Here is a 14,671-nt window from a genome sequence, read left to right on the forward strand (position 1 = left end):
GTGGGCCGATCGGGGGAGGGGAGCATTGCCCGTTCCCGCCCGCCGTAGCCACGACCCCGGAAGATCACCTGAGTATTCATCCGAGCGGGTGAATACGCCCTGGCCTGCGGGATGTTGCCGCCGGGCGGGTTCTAGCGTCCCCCGTATGCCAGATATGGATCAGATCATCCGACGGATTCGCAGAGACATGAACACCGAGCTGCGCAAGCGGGCGAGGCGGGCCCTCGACGGGCCGTCGGGGTGGGCCGTCTCGGGCGAGGCCGTCACGGGTGGGGGCGTCATGGGCGAGGCGGGGGAGCGCGGCGAGGGCGTGCGCCCCGGCGGAGAGACGGCCGCGCCCGCCGCCGCGCCCGCCGTCACCGGGCCCGACCGGCAGGGCGAATGACGACGGCCCCGCCGTCCGGGCGAGCGGGCGGCGGGGCGTCGAGGACGAGGGGGAAGGGCGGGGGTCAGCGGCGGCCTCCCGCGGTGCCCCTGCCGAGGGTGTCCTTGCCGGGAGCGCCCCTGGCGAGGCCCATGCGGGCGCAGGCGAGGGCGACCAGGCAGCACACGACGCCGATGACGACATTGCTGACGACGGCGCGGGTGATGAAGGCGGTGACGAGGGTGTGGCCTGCGACGACCCATGGGGAGACGATCGTCCAGACGGCCAGACCGACGGCTGCCCAGCTCATGGCGTGGGTGCGTTCATAGGCGGAGCCAAAGCCTCCGACCAGGCATGCGAAGGCTATGCCCACGATCAGATTGTTGATGGCCAGGTTGGTGGCGAAGCTGAAGCCCACGATCCATGGCGAGGCGGCCAGATACACGCCGCTGAGGAGCGCGAGGGCCTCGACGGCCTGGGCGGCGGGAGTCGCCGTCGTCTCCTCGGAGTGGGCGCGCAGCGCCAGGATGTCGGGGTGGGTTTCGATCCGGGGCGACGTAGGGGCGGTCACGTCAGCCACCTTCTTTCCCTGTGGGTTCGGACTGGTGCCATTTTACCCCAATTACCCTTTAATTCACCTAAATGGGCGGTGTATCGAGTGAGGGAAGGGGGAAGGCTTACGGGTCAGAACCGAACGGCAGGGGGAGGCGACCCAACCGTGGAAGAGTCCGCAGGAACCGAGGAGCGCACGCGCGCCCGCACGATCCCCGACGCCCCGGACAAGGCGGCACCCCCGCCCGCCGAGGACGATCCGGAGGGCGCGGAGGCCGCCGAGTCCCACATCGTCCGCGGCATGGACTGAGGGACCGACCTGACGCTCACGGGACGTTTCCCGGGCGGAAAGATCCACGTGGCCCGTCGGGCGTGCGGAACGCCGACAACAGCCGTATGCGTGTCGTCATCGTCACCGAATCGTTTCCGCCCGACGTCAACGGCGTCGCGCACTGCGCCTGGCAGACCGCCCGGCACCTCGTGCTGCGCGGCCACGAACCGCTGGTCGTGGCCCCCGCCGCGCCCCGGGGCACCGAGCCCGGGGCCGGCGCGTCCGCCCCCTGCCCGGTCGTCCGCGTACGGTCCGTCGCGCTGCCCGGCTACGCGGAGGTCCGCGTCGCGCTGCCGGGCCGGCGGCTGGCCGCCGCGATCGGCGCCCACCGGCCCGACGTCGTCCACCTCGCGAGCCCGTTCGTCCTCGGCGCCCGCGCCCTGCGCGCCGCCGGGCGCCTCGGGACCCCGGCCGTCGCCGTCTACCAGACCGACCTCGCCGGCTACGCCCGGACCTACGTCGGCGCGGGCGAGACCTACGCCTGGCACCGGCTGCGCGCCATCCACGGCGCGGCCGACCGCACCCTCGCGCCCTCCGCCGCGGCCGTCCGCGACCTGGTGGCGCACGGGGTGCCCCGGATCCGGCTGTGGCGGCGCGGCGTGGACTCCGAGCGCTTCCACCCCGCCCGCCGCGACCTGGAACTGCGGCGCGCGCTCGCGCCGGGCGGCGAGCTGATCGTCGGCTACGTGGGGCGGCTCGCGCCCGAGAAGCGCGTGGAATTACTGGCCCCCGTCTGCGCCCTGCCCGGCGTCCGCGTCGTCATCGCGGGCGACGGCCCGCACGCGGCACGGCTGCGTTCCCTGCTGCCCGGGGCGCGCTTCCTCGGCACCCGCACCGGCGACGAACTCGCCCGGGTCTTCGCCTCGCTGGACGTCTTCGTCCACACCGGCCCCCAGGAGACGTTCTGCCAGACCATCCAGGAGGCCCAGGCCAGCGGCGTCCCGGTCATCGCGCCGGCGGTGGGCGGCCCCCTCGACCTCATCGACCACGCCCGCACGGGCCTGCTCGTCCGCCCCCGCGACCCCGAGGCCCTCGTCGACGCGGTCCTCACGCTCGAGGCCGCGCGCGGCACCCGCGACGCCTACGGGCGCGCAGGGCGCGCCACGGTTCTGACCCGCACCTGGACCGCGATCGGCGACCAGCTCCTCGACCACTACCGCGAGGTCCTCGCGGAACGGTCGGGAGGGCGCGCGGGGGCGCCCCCACGGCCGCCCGGTCACCCCCGCCGCACCACGAACCGGATCGGCGTCCCCGGTGGGGACTGGGCCGCGCCCGGGAGGGACGGGCCGGGGACGACGCCGATGACGGGGTAGCCCCCCGTCGTGGGGTGGTCGGCCAGGAAGACGACCGGCCGCCCGTCCGGCGGCACCTGCACAGCCCCCCGCACCAGCCCCTCACTCGGCAGCTCACCGCCCCGGACCCGTGGCAGCCCCGGCCCGTCCGCCCGCAGCCCGATGCGGTTGCTCGCGGACGACACCCGGAAACCGCGCCCCGCCAGCACCCCCACCGCCTCCGGCGCGAACCAGTCCGCCCGTGGCCCGGGAACAACCGGCAGGACGAGCTCGCCGAGCGGCAACGCCCCGCACGGCACGGCGTCGACGCCCGCCGGCGCCCCGGACGGCGCCCCCAGCGGCAGCCGGGCGCCGTCGGAGAGCGGCTCCGGGCCCAGCCCCGACAGCAGGTCCCGCGACCGGCTGCCCAGCACCGGCGGCACCGCGACCCCGCCCGCGAAGGCCACGTACGAGCGCAGCCCCGCCGTGGCGGCGCCCACCTCCAGGACCGCCCCCGCCGGCACCCGCACCGGCGCGCCCCACGCCACCGGCCGCCCACCCGCGCGTACCGCGCAGGGCGCGCCCGTCACGGCGACGGTCACGGCCGCGTCGGCCCGTACGGCGCAGCCGCTGAGGGTCGTCTCCAGCGTGGCGTGCTCGACGGGGTTGCCGACCAGGCGGTTGGCGAGCCGGTGGGCGGGCTCGTCGAGGGCGCCGGAACGCGGGACGCCGAGGTGGGCGTGGCCGGGCCGGCCCAGGTCCTGGACGGTGGTGAGCGCCCCGGCCCGCACGACGGTGAGAGCGTTCACGCCCGTCGCCCCCGTTCCTCGAAGCGGACCCGCGTCCCCGGCGCGAGCAGCGCCGCGGGCTCCCGGTCCGGGTCCCACAGCGCCGCGTCCGTCCGCCCGATGATCTGCCAGCCGCCGGGGGAGGAGCGCGGGTAGACGCCGGTGTACGGGCCGGCCAGCCCGACCGCGCCGGCGGGCACGGAGGTGCGCGGCGTGGCCCGGCGCGGTACGTGCAGACGCTCCGGAAGGCCGGTGAGGTAGCCGAATCCCGGCGCGAAGCCACAGAAGGCGACGCGGAACTCGATGCCGGAATGAACGCGCGCCACCTCGTCCTCGCTCATCCCCCACAGCGCGGCGACCTCCGCGAGGTCGGCTCCGTCGTAGCGGACGGGCAGCACAACGAGGGGCGCGTCGGCGGCGGCCACGGGCGGTATGTCCCAGCGGGGCAGCGCGGCGGCGAGGCCGCGCGGGTCGGCGAGCCCGTCCAGCAGCACGGTCCGGGCCGCCGGCACGATCTCGCGCACGGGCGGCAGGGTTCCCGCGTCGCGGCGTCGCAGCAGTTCGGCGTGGAGGGCCTGGGCCTCCTCGGCGGTGGCGACCTCCACGAGCAGGGCGTGCCGCCCGACGGGCAGGACGCGCTGTATGCCATAGCCGCCGGAGGCGCTCACGCGAACGCCTCCACCGCTATGCCCGCCGTCTCGAGCGCCTCGCGCACCCGCCGGGCCAGCAGTGCCGCCCCCGGGGTGTCGCCGTGGACGCACAGCGAACGCGCCGGGACGGCGACGTCCTCACCGGTGAGCGCGGTGACGTCCGCGTCCCGGGCGATACGGACGGACCGGGCGACGACCGCGTCCGCGTCGTGGACCACGGCCCTCGGGTCCCGGCGCGGCACGAGCGTGCCGAGCGCGGTGTAGGCGCGGTCGGCGAACGCCTCGGCGACGACGGGCAGTCCGGCGCGTCCGGCCGCCTCGTGCAGCCGCGACCCGGGCAGGCCCAGGACGGGCAGCGCCCCGCCCGCGCGCAGCACCCCGCGCACGACGGCCTCGGCCTGCTCGGTGTCGGTGACCACGCGGTTGTAGAGCGCGCCGTGCGGCTTCACGTACGTCACGTCCGTCCCGGCGGCCCGGGCGAAGACGCGCAGCGCGCCGATCTGATAGGTGATCTCGTCGGCGAGTTCGTCCGGGGGCACGTCCATGGCGCGGCGGCCGAAGCCCGCGAGGTCGCGGTAGGAGACCTGGGCCCCCACGCGCACCCCGCGTTCGGCGGCGCGCTCGCACACCCACCGCATGGTGGAGGGGTCGCCCGCGTGGAAGCCGCAGGCCACGTTGGCGCTGGTGACGACCGACAACAGGGCGTCGTCGTCGGTCAGTCGCCAGCGGCCGAAGCCCTCGCCGAGGTCGGCGTTGAGGTCCATCGGCGTCATCGGTCGGTCTCCCTCATCGCGTCGAGGACGATCGCCAGCGCGTCGTCCAGATAGGTGGTCAGCTCCGCCTCGGCGCGCTCGTGGGCGCCCTCCGCCAGCAGCCGGGCGATCGAGCGGTTGCGGGCGACGAACGGTTCGTGGAAGCGCCGGGGCGAGGGCATCTCGTGGAAGGCGAGCCGTAGTTCGGCCAGCAGGCGGTCCATCGCCTCCTCCACGCGCGCGCTGCCGGTGAGCGCGGCGAGCGCCCGGTGGAAGCGCAGGTCCGCCGAGCCGACCCGCCGCCAGTCACCGTCGGCGGCGGCCCGCTCGGCCTCGGCCACGGCGGCCGTGACGGCCCTCCGCGCGGCGCTCGGCGCACCGGCGGCGGCCCGGACGCCGGCGGTCTCCAAAGCCGCCCGCATCCGGTAGATGTCCGCGACGTCGACGGGCTCCAGGACCCGGACGAACACCCCGCGATTGAGGAGGTGGACGACGAGGTTGTCGTGGACGAGCAGCCGGAACGCCTCGCGCAGCGTGTTGCGCGACACCCCGAGCTCCCGCCCCAGGGCCTCCTCCGACAGCTGGGTGCCGGGCGGCAGTTGGCCGTCCGCGATCCGGTCGCGCAGCGCCGCGGCGGCGCGCTGGGCGCCGGAAGCGGTGGTCCGTGCCATGGACTCTCCCACGGGCTCGACGGATATCCGTATCGGCGGCGCCGGTTCGCCGACCGATCCGGCTGATTCGGCGTCACCTATTGAGGATTGTTGAACAATATCTTAGCGTCCTCCGCAGTCGCCTCACCTCGTCGAGTGAGGTCCGAGAATGCGGAAGGCCCCCACGCATGCTCGTACTCCTGGGCGTCCTCGTGGTCGTGGCGGGCTTCGCCACGAGGCGCAACCCCCTGCTGGTGGTCGGCGCGGCCGGCATCGCCACCGGCCTGCTGGGCGGGTTGTCGCCGCAGCGGATCCTCGCCGACTTCGGCACCGGTTTCGCCTCCAGCCGCGCGGTGACCGTCTTCGTCATCACCCTCCCCGTCATCGGCCTGCTGGAGCGCCACGGCCTCCAGGAGCGGGCCCGGCACCTGATGGGCCGTTTCGCCGGGCTCACCGCCGGCCGTTTCCTCGCCCTCTACCTCCTGCTGCGGCAGCTCACGGCGGCCCTCGGGCTCAACGGCGTGTTCGGGCAGGCCCAGACCGTCCGCCCGCTCGCCGCGCCCATGGCGGAGGGCGCGGCCGAGCGCCGCCACGGGCCGCTGTCCGCCGGCGCGCGGGAGAAGGTGCGCTCGTACGCCGCGAGCGCGGACAACGTCGGCCTCTTCTTCGGCGAGGACGTCTTCCTCGCCGTCGGCTCGATCCTGCTGATCACCGGATTCGTCAACACCACCTACCACACCCGGCTGGAGCCGCTGGACCTCGCGCTGTGGGCCGTGCCCACCGCGCTGTGCGCCCTCGCCGTCCACGGCTGGCGGCTGCTGCGCCTGGACCGGACCCTCGCGCAGCCGCCGATATCCCCCAGGGAACCGGAGGGCGCGACCAAGTGATCAAGGCGGAGTGGTTCTACTGGCTCGTCGGCGGCGTCCTCCTGGCGATGTCCGCCCAGATGCTCGCCGACCGCACCAACCCCCGGCGCCTGGGCACCGCCGCCTTCTGGGGCCTGCTCGGCGCGGGCTTCTGCTACGGCACCTGGGTGGCCGACGGCGGCGCCCCGCCCGAACCGCTGGGCGCCGCCGTCCTCGTCATGGCCTGCCTGGCCGGCTTCGGCCTCACCGGCCGCGGTACGCCCCGCACCGCCGGCCCCGAGCGGCGGGCGGCCGGTGCGCGGCGGCACGGCAACGCGCTCTTCGTGCCCGCCCTCGCCGTTCCCGCCGTCGCCCTGGTGTGCGCGGTCGGGCTGAAGCGACTGTCCCTCGGCGGGCAGCCGGTCCTCCAGAAGGGCAGCGAGACCGTCCTGGGGCTGGGCGTCGGCGCCGTCGTCGCGCTCGTCCTCGGCATGGTGATGCTGCGGGAGCGGCGGCTGTCCGTACCGCTGCACGCGGGGCGCTCGATGCTGGAGTCCGCGGGCTGGGCCATGCTGCTGCCGCAGATGCTCGCCACGCTGGGCGCCATCTTCGCCGACGCGGGCGTCGGCAAGCAGGTGGGCCGCCTCACCGCGGCCGTCCTGCCGGAGGGCTCGGTGTTCCTCGCGGTCGTCGTCTACTGCTGCGGCATGTTCCTCTTCACCGCCGTCATGGGCAACGGCTTCGCGGCCTTCCCCGTGATGACGGCCGCCGTCGGCTGGCCGGTCCTCGTGGAGCAGGCGCACGGGAACCCCGCCGCCGTCCTCGCCGTCGGCATGCTCGCGGGCTTCTGCGGCGCGCTGGTCACGCCCATGGCGGCGAACTACAACCTGATCCCGGCCGCCCTCCTGGAGCTGACGGACCAGTACGGGCCCATCAAGGCCCAGCTGCCCACGGCGTTCGTCCTGCTCGGCTGCAATATAGGCATCATGTCCGTTTTCGCGGTCTGACGGGCGGTACGCGGCTTGACGGGCGGTACGCGGTCGGACGGACGGTAAGCGGTTTGACGGACGCAGCCGGAGGGCCGCCGTCCGCCCCGGCCGGGCCCCGCCCTAGACTTAGGGGCCCGCGGCCGGGCGACCCCCGTGCCGTTTCGTCCGTTGTCGGTGCGACCGCCTACTCTGTGCGACGTGACTTCTGCAGCCCCGGCGGCCGTTCCGCCCCAGCTCAACGGGCCTTCCCGGCCGGCCCCGGGCCCGGCCGCCGACGAGGGCCTGGCCCGCCGGCTGCGCGCGCTCGCCTGCACCGCGCCGCTGCACGACCTCGACGTGCGCAAGGCCAACCTCGCGGGGGAGTTCGGCGTCTACGCCATGGCGGAGGTGGCGCTGGCCGCCATCGACCTCGTCACGCTCAACATGGACTTCGACACCGGGGCCGACCACGAGCAGATAGTGGCCAGGCTCCAGCCGCGCGTCGCCGCGCAGGCCCCCGAGCGGCCGGCCGCCGAGCACGAGCGCGTCGCCCGCTGGGTCCTGGAGAACCTCATCAACGTCGGCAGCGTCGACCGGGGCTTCCGCGCCGTCTACGGCACGTTCGGCGCCGACGGCGCGTACGTCAGGCGGGACTACGACTTCAAGCTCATCGAGGAGGTCCCCGGCCCCGGCGGCACGGTCTTCCTGCGCACCACCGACGAGGCCGTCAACGTCCTGGTCGGCGCCCTCGACACGGACGTCACCAGCGCGCAGATCGCCGCCGAGGTCAAGCTGGAGGTCCTCATCAGCCGGGGCCGGCTCGCCGACGCCCAGCTCGCCGCCGAGCAGGCCCGCTACCGCACCGTGCAGTACGCGGAGACCCTCCGCAAGACCCTCGACGCCACCCGGCGGAACGTCCGCGCCGTCGACTGGCTCCAGGCCGTCCCCGACATGATCGCCGAGGCGCTCGACCACGTCGCCGACCGCTACCGCCACGAGAACGCGATCCTCACCAACATCCGCAAGGCGCGCGACGAGGCCGAGGCCGCCGTCGACCCGAAGACGGCCGAGCACAAGCGGCGCGCCGCCGAGCTCGTCGACATCGTCAAGGACTGCATCCGCCGGCACACCCAGCTCCAGTCCCGCCTCCTGGAGGCCGGCCCGCTCTTCCGCGCCGAGCAGGACCGGCAGGCCTTCGCCACCCCCGCCGCCCACGCCGGCCTCGACCTCTACGGCCAGCTCCTGGCCCCCGTGCTGCCGCTGCCCCTGGAGCGGGCGGGCCGGGTCACCGACGCCTTCTTCGCCCGGGGCACGGGCCTGCGCGTCCCGGCCTCGGTGCGCGTCGGCGACCTCGTCGAGATGCTGCTGACGCCGCCCGTCGAGCGCGAGCACCTGGGCGCGGAGATGCCCGAGCCGGACCTGGTCGAGACGCCCGACGACAGCCGCTTCAGCGAGGAGCAGCTGGCGAGCGCCCTGGAACTGCTCGACCTGCCCGCCGACGCGCCGCGCCGCCTCTCCGGCCTGCTCGCCGAGGCCCGCCGCCGCGACCCCGAACTGCCCTACCTCGTCGCCCTGCTGGCCGTCCACGCCGCCAGCCCCTCCGTCGGCACGGCCTACCGCCAGGGCGAGCAGTCCCTGCTCTTCGCCGTCGACGACGGCACGCCGCTCGACGACCCCGAGTTCGGCGGCGCCGACCTCATCGTCGGCAAGGCCCTCCTGGACGCCGCCGGCATGGCGGCGGACCGCGCGGAGGCGTCGTGAGCCTCTCGGGCGGCGAGCGAACCCCACCCCCATGGACCCCCAGCAGGAGCAAGCGAACGTGACTGAGTACGACGCCAACGACGTGGCGCAGCCGGAAACACCGGAGCCCCCCGTCGCGAGCGCCACCGCGCAGGTGACGCCCGCCGACGCCGCCGACGCCGCCCGCCTCATCGCCTTCGGCCTCCAGCCCAAGCTCCAGCCCGCCCGCGACGCCGAGTACGCCGACCTGCTGCGCCGGCACCGCGACGACCCCGCGTTCGCGCGCCTCGCCGACGCCGTCGCCGCCGGGCTCGGGCTCGTCGTGCTGGAGGTCTCCACCCGCGCCGGCATGGCCGTCACCGCCGCCGAGGACTCCGTCTTCGCCGTCCGCATGGGCGACTACGCCCGCCGGGCCGCCGTCGACTCCGGCGACCGCTTCCTCCACGGCCTCGCCCACCTCGCCGTCGCGGCCATGGCCTTCCCGCGCCCCGAGGACCTCGCCGACGACGGCTACATCGGCCGCGTCACCGTCAACGGCATCGACGCGTTCGTCCGCCAGGCCTGCCGCCGGCTGGAGGAGCGGGCCGCCGAGCAGGGCGAGAACACCGACCCCACCAGCGACGCCCCCGGCCTGGAGGCCGCCTGGCGGGTCTACGCGCGCCGCAGCGCCACCGGCGCCACCAAGGACGCCCGCCGCCTCGCCGGCTCCACCACCGGCATCATCGCCAAGGCCGTCGCCTTCCTCGTCGACTCCGGCTTCCTCCAGCGCACCGGCGACGACGCGGGCGGCGCCTTCCGCACCACCGCCCGCTACCAGCTCCAGGTCCGCGACATGGCCGGCACCGCCGCCATGGCCGAGCTGCTGGAGCTGGGCGTCGTCCCCGTCGGGGACGGCACCCCCACCCTGCTCCCGCCGGACGACACCGACGACCTCGAACTGGTCGCCGACGCGGGCCTGCCCTTCCACGCGTAGCCGCCGAACCGCCCCAACCGTCAACCAGAGACAAGCAAACGAGAGTCCGCCGCCATGTACGAGCTGTCCCGGGTCCGCCTCTACTCCATCGGGCCCGCCGGCGCGCGCTACGCCGACACCGTGCTGGACCTGCGCGGGGTCGGCGCGCCGGTGCCGAACCCCGCGCCCACGCAGGCGGAGTTCTTCGAGGACGAGCCCGTCGGCCCGCCGCGCCGCCCCGCGCCCGCCGGCGTGCTCTTCCTGGAGAACGGCGGCGGCAAGTCCGTCCTCCTCAAGCTGATCTTCTCGGTGATGCTGCCGGGCCACCGCAACACCCTGGGCGGAGCCAGCTCCGGCGTGCTCCGCAAGTTCCTCCTCGCCGACGACTGCGGCCACGTCGCCCTGGAGTGGCAGCACGTCCTCACCGGCGAGAGCGTCGTCGTCGGCAAGGTCAGCGAGTGGCGCGGCCGCCAGGTCTCCAACGACCCCCGCAAGTTCGCCGAGGCCTGGTACTCCTTCCGGCCCGGCCCCGGCCTCAGCCTGGACTCGCTGCCCGTCGCCGAGTCCACCGCGATGCGCCCCAAGGCGGACGGCGCCTCCGGCGCCCGGGGACGCCGCCGCACCATGAAGGGCTTCCGCGACGCCCTCACCGAGGCGGGCAAGGCGTACCCCAACCTGGACGTGGTGTGGGAGGAGATCCACGAGCGCTGGAACGAGCACCTCGGCGAGCTGGGCCTGGACCCCGAGCTCTTCCGCTACCAGCGCGAGATGAACGCCGACGAGGGCGAGGCCGCCGGCCTCTTCGCCGTCAAGAACGACTCCGACTTCACCGACCTGCTGCTGCGCGCGGTCACCGACACCCGGGACACCGACGGCCTCGCCGACCTGGTGCACGGCTTCGCCCACAAGCTGGGCCGCCGCGCCGAGCTGACCGCCGAACGGGACTTCACTGCCGGCTCCCTCGACCTCCTCTCCCGGATCGCGGAGGCCGCCGAGCAGCGCGACCGGGCCCGGGGCGTCCACACCGGCGCCGAGCGCCGCACCCGCCTCCTCGCCCGCCGGCTGTCCGCGCGCGGCGCGGAGGAGCGCGGCCGCGCCGTCGAGCTCGCCGAGCGGGTCGCCGCCGCCGCGCAGGCCGTCACCGACGCCGAGACCGGGCGCGGCCGAGCCTCCCTGGTCGCCGCCGAACTCGCCTACCGCCACGCCTCCCTGGCGCTGGCCGCCGCCGAGAAGTCCGCCGCCGCCCAGCGCCGCGAGCTCAACGACGCCCGTACGCTGCACTCCGCCTGGCAGGCCGCCGAGACCGTGCTGCGCCACCGCGCCGCCGCCGACCGCTCCGCGCGCGTCGCCGCCGCCATCCACGAGGCCGAGCGGGACGCCGCCCCGGCGCTGGCCGCCCGCACGCTGGCCGCCGCCGAGCTCGTCCGGGCCCTGAACACCGCCGCCGAGCAGGGCGAGCGGCTCGCCGACGAGCAGGAGGAACGGTCCGCCGCCCTCCAGGAGGCCGGCGAGGCCGCCCACCGGGACGCCACGTCCGCTGCCACCGAGGCCCAGCGGGCCCGCAGCGAAGCGGGCCACCTGCGCCAGCGCCTCGCCGAGGTCGAGCAGGAGACCGCCGAGGCGGTCCGCGCCGGCTGGATCGACGACAGCGGCCCCGACGCCGACCCGGCCCGTGCCGCGCTCGCCGCCAGCGACGCCGAGAAGCCGGCCGTCGCCGCGTACGAGACCGCCCGCGAGAGCGCCCGGCAGGCCGCCGAGCGGGCGAAGGAGGCCGCCGCGGCCGAGGGCCGCGCCGAGCTCGCCGCCGCGCGGGCCGCCGACGCCGCCACGGCGGCGGAGGCCGCGTACGACGCCGAGCGCCGGGCGGCGGAGTCCATCGGCGCCGACCGCCGCCTCGTCGAGCTCCTCGGCCTGCCCGAACCGACGGCCTCCGCCCAGCTCCCGGGCCAGCGCGGCGCGAGCGCCTCCGGCGGCCCGGCCGCCGACGCACCCGGCGATGGCGGGACGGCCGGCGAGTCGGGCACCCCGCGCGGCAGCGCCCCCGGTGGGGCGCTCACCGCCGAGGAGCTCGACCGCAGCGCCGACGCCCTGCGCGAGCTGCTCGACGAGAACGTCGCCGCCGCCGAACGGCAGCTGTTCGACCTGCGTACCGCCGCCGCCGACGACTCCCGCATCCTCGGCGCCCTCGGCGACGGCGGCCTGCTGCCGCCCAGCCCCGACGTGCTGGCCGCCGTCGAGTACCTCGGCGAGCACGGCATCCCCGCCCTGCCCGGCTGGCGCTACCTCGCCCAGTCCGTCGACCCGGCCCGGCACGCGGCCGTCCTGGCCGCCCGCCCCGAGCTCGTCGACGGCGTCGTCATCACCGACACCGACTCCCACGCCCGGGCCCGCGAGGTGCTCGGCGCGGCCTCCCTGCTGCCGCGCTCGGCCGTGGCCGTCGGCACCGCCGCCGCGCTGCTCGCACCCGCCCCCCGGGGCGAGGGCGACGCCGGCGACGGCGTGTTCCTCGTCCCGCCGAACCCGGCCATGCACGACGAGCGCGCCGCCGACGAGGAGCGGCACGCCCTGCGCGAGCGGGCCCTGGCCCGCGACGAGGAGATCCGCGCCGTCGCGGCCCGCCTCACCGGCGACCGCACCCTCGCCGCCCGCCTCTCGTCCTGGCGCGCCGGCTGCCCCGCCGGGCGGCTCGCCGAGCTCGCCGCCGAGGCCGGGCGCTGCCGCGCCGCCGCCGACACCGCCCAGGAGACCCTGGCCGAGGCCCGTACCGCCCGCGCCGAGGCCGACCAGGCCGCCGCCGAGGCGGCCCGGGAGCGCGACGAGCGCCAGGAGACCGCCCAGCGCGCCCGCCGCGTCGCCGACGCCCTCGCCGGCCTCGCCTACCGGCTGCGCGAGCGCGCCACCTGGCAGAGCAGGCTCCGCGAACTGGCCGAGGAGGCCGCCGAGGCCGAGGAGCGCGCCGAGATCTGCGTCGACCGCGCCCGCGCCGCCGACGAGGACCGCCGCGCCGCCCAGCGCGCGGCCGACGACGCCCACCGCACCGCCCGCGCCCTGCGCGCCGAGCGCGCGGAGATCGCCGGCGCCCCCGACGACGTCGCCGGGACCACCGACGCCCCCACCGCCTCCCTGCCCGCCCTCCGCGAGGCATACCGCGCCGCCTCCCAGCTCTACGAGAAGGTCGGCGTCGGCGCCGACCTGCGCGCCGAACAGGCCCGCGCCGAGAGCGACGAGACCGCCGCCCGCGCCGAACTCGACCGCCTCACCAACAAGGTGCGCACCCGCGCCGCCCAGCTCCTGGAGGGCACCGACGGCGCCGACGGCCCGTCCCGTCAGGCCGCCGCCGCCCGCGCCGAATCGCTCGTGACGATGCTGGAGTCCCGCGCGTCCGCCGCCAGCGAGCAGCTCGGCCGGCTGCGCGGCGAGGCCGAGCGCCTCGCCCCCGCCGACGGCGAGGCCCACACCGAGCTCCCCGAGGAGCTCGTGCCCGACGGCGCCGAGCGGGCCAAGGAACTGCTGCGCACCGCCACCGGCGAACTCGCCGCCCGCACCGAGGCCCTGGAGTCCGCCCGCACCGCCCACGGCGACCTGCAGCGCGCCCACCGCGCCGCCGAGGACGCCGCGACCGGCTTCGACGACACGGCCGCGCTCCTGCGCGACCTGCTGCGCGACAACACCCCCGAGGACGACGCCGAGCAGCCCGAGCCGTACACCGGGACGCTGGAGGAGGCCCGGCAGGCCGCCGCCGAGAGCCGGCGCTCCCTGCGCGGCTGCGCGGGCGACCTGTCGGCCGCCGAGGCCGCCGTCCGCGAGGCGAGCGACGTGCTCGTCCGGCACGCCAACTCCACCCGCTACGAGCACGTGCGCACCCCCGCCCGGCAGCAGATCCGCGAACTGCCCGCCGCCGCCCTGCCGGAGCACGCCACCGCCTGGGCCGAGGCCTTCGCGCCCCGCCTGCGCGTCCTGACCGACGAGCTGGAGCAGCTGGAGCGCAACCGCGACAGCATTGTCGACCGGCTGCGCGGGCTGGTGGAGTCCTCGCTGACCACCCTGCGCTCCGCGCAGCGGCTCTCCCGGCTGCCCGAGGGCCTGGGGGAGTGGTCCGGTCAGGAGTTCCTGCGCATCCGCTTCGAGGACCCCGACCAGGCCACGCTCACCGAGCGGCTCGGCGAGGTCATCGACGAGGCGACCCGCTCCGCCGTCAAGAAGAACTCCGACCTGCGCCGCGACGGCATGTCGCTGCTGCTGCGTGGTGTGCAGGCGGCGCTGCTGCCGCGCGGCGTGGCCGTGGAGATCCTCAAGCCCGACGCGGTGCTGCGCGCCGAGCGCGTGCCGGTCCGGCAGATGGGCGACGTGTTCTCCGGCGGCCAGCTGCTGACCGCCGCCATCGCGCTGTACTGCACCATGGCGGCGCTGCGCAGCAACGACCGGGGTCGCGACAAGCAGGCGCACGCGGGCACGCTGTTCCTCGACAACCCCATCGGCCGCGCCAACGCCACGTACCTGCTGGAGCTCCAGCGGGCCGTCGCCGACGCGCTGGGCGTCCAGCTGCTCTACACCACCGGTCTGTTCGACACGACGGCCCTCGCCGAGTTCCCGCTGGTCATCCGGCTGCGCAACGACGCGGACCTGCGGGCGGGCCTGAAGTACATCAGCGTCGAGGAGCACCTGCGCCCGGGCCTTCCCCAGCCCCAGGATCCGGACGCGGAGAAGGTGCACGGCGAGATCACGGCCACGCGGATGTACGTCCGCCCGTCCGAGGAGGCGGCACACGCCTGACCCGGATCGTGGGCCGGCGACCTGTGGTCGTCGGC

At 76.1% G+C, this 14,671-nt stretch carries 13 protein-coding genes; 8 read left to right on the plus strand and 5 right to left on the minus strand.

Features of this window, described 5'->3' with window-relative positions; translation table 11 throughout:
* Nucleotides 1-187 precede the first annotated feature (187 nt).
* On the plus strand, nucleotides 188-385 hold the full coding sequence (locus ACX9I7_RS24385; RefSeq protein WP_387576171.1) for a hypothetical protein: 198 nt from the start codon (nucleotides 188-190) through the stop codon (nucleotides 383-385).
* Nucleotides 386-449: 64 nt separating this feature from the next.
* On the opposite strand, the gene ACX9I7_RS24390 is transcribed toward ACX9I7_RS24385, so the two are convergent.
* Complete coding sequence (locus ACX9I7_RS24390) at nucleotides 450-935, minus strand: SPW repeat protein (RefSeq protein ID WP_459388498.1); 486 nt, start codon at nucleotides 933-935, stop codon at nucleotides 450-452.
* Between the two features lie 147 nt (nucleotides 936-1,082).
* Between ACX9I7_RS24390 and ACX9I7_RS24395 the strand changes: the two genes are divergently transcribed.
* Nucleotides 1,083-1,226 carry a hypothetical protein gene (locus tag ACX9I7_RS24395; protein WP_358622748.1) on the plus strand — a complete coding sequence of 48 codons (144 nt, stop codon included), beginning with the start codon at nucleotides 1,083-1,085 and terminating at the stop codon, nucleotides 1,224-1,226.
* An 86-nt stretch (nucleotides 1,227-1,312) separates the two neighbouring features.
* The gene (locus tag ACX9I7_RS24400) at nucleotides 1,313-2,560 is read left to right on the plus strand and encodes a glycosyltransferase family 4 protein (protein ID WP_387576167.1); all 1,248 of its coding nucleotides are present in this window, start codon (nucleotides 1,313-1,315) and stop codon (nucleotides 2,558-2,560) included.
* Here the strand turns inward: ACX9I7_RS24400 and ACX9I7_RS24405 are convergent.
* From ACX9I7_RS24405 to ACX9I7_RS24420, 4 genes are read right to left on the minus strand one after another with little or no spacing between them, the layout of a single operon-like run.
* A complete protein-coding gene (locus ACX9I7_RS24405; protein ID WP_459388499.1) occupies nucleotides 2,464-3,327 on the minus strand; it encodes a 5-oxoprolinase subunit C family protein in 864 nt (287 codons plus the stop codon). The genes ACX9I7_RS24400 and ACX9I7_RS24405 overlap by 97 nt on opposite strands.
* Complete coding sequence (gene pxpB, locus ACX9I7_RS24410; RefSeq protein ID WP_459388500.1) at nucleotides 3,324-3,974, minus strand: 5-oxoprolinase subunit PxpB; 651 nt, start codon at nucleotides 3,972-3,974, stop codon at nucleotides 3,324-3,326. The genes ACX9I7_RS24405 and pxpB overlap by 4 nt, the downstream gene beginning before the upstream one ends.
* Nucleotides 3,971-4,729, minus strand: coding sequence for a LamB/YcsF family protein (locus ACX9I7_RS24415; RefSeq protein ID WP_387576161.1), 759 nt, complete (start codon nucleotides 4,727-4,729; stop codon nucleotides 3,971-3,973). Before ACX9I7_RS24415 ends, pxpB begins: the two co-directional genes overlap by 4 nt.
* Nucleotides 4,726-5,379: a GntR family transcriptional regulator gene (locus tag ACX9I7_RS24420; RefSeq protein ID WP_459388501.1), complete on the minus strand. Its 654-nt coding sequence runs from the start codon at nucleotides 5,377-5,379 to the stop codon at nucleotides 4,726-4,728. The genes ACX9I7_RS24415 and ACX9I7_RS24420 overlap by 4 nt, the downstream gene beginning before the upstream one ends.
* A gap of 167 nt (nucleotides 5,380-5,546) precedes the next feature.
* On the opposite strand from ACX9I7_RS24420, the gene ACX9I7_RS24425 reads away from it, so the two are divergent.
* From ACX9I7_RS24425 to ACX9I7_RS24445, 5 genes are all read left to right on the plus strand, one after another.
* The gene (locus ACX9I7_RS24425) at nucleotides 5,547-6,245 is read left to right on the plus strand and encodes a DUF969 domain-containing protein (RefSeq protein ID WP_459388502.1); all 699 of its coding nucleotides are present in this window, start codon (nucleotides 5,547-5,549) and stop codon (nucleotides 6,243-6,245) included.
* Entirely contained in the window at nucleotides 6,242-7,210 is a 969-nt protein-coding gene (locus tag ACX9I7_RS24430; RefSeq protein ID WP_387576155.1) for a DUF979 domain-containing protein, read from the plus strand. The genes ACX9I7_RS24425 and ACX9I7_RS24430 overlap by 4 nt, the downstream gene beginning before the upstream one ends.
* A gap of 180 nt (nucleotides 7,211-7,390) precedes the next feature.
* The gene (locus ACX9I7_RS24435; RefSeq protein WP_189454189.1) at nucleotides 7,391-8,932 is read left to right on the plus strand and encodes a hypothetical protein; all 1,542 of its coding nucleotides are present in this window, start codon (nucleotides 7,391-7,393) and stop codon (nucleotides 8,930-8,932) included.
* A gap of 58 nt (nucleotides 8,933-8,990) precedes the next feature.
* Complete coding sequence (locus ACX9I7_RS24440) at nucleotides 8,991-9,884, plus strand: hypothetical protein (protein WP_459388503.1); 894 nt, start codon at nucleotides 8,991-8,993, stop codon at nucleotides 9,882-9,884.
* Nucleotides 9,885-9,938: 54 nt separating this feature from the next.
* Entirely contained in the window at nucleotides 9,939-14,636 is a 4,698-nt protein-coding gene (locus ACX9I7_RS24445; RefSeq protein ID WP_459388504.1) for a hypothetical protein, read from the plus strand.
* Nucleotides 14,637-14,671: the final 35 nt, after the last annotated feature.

This window comes from Streptomyces sp. L500 (genome assembly GCF_054551825.1).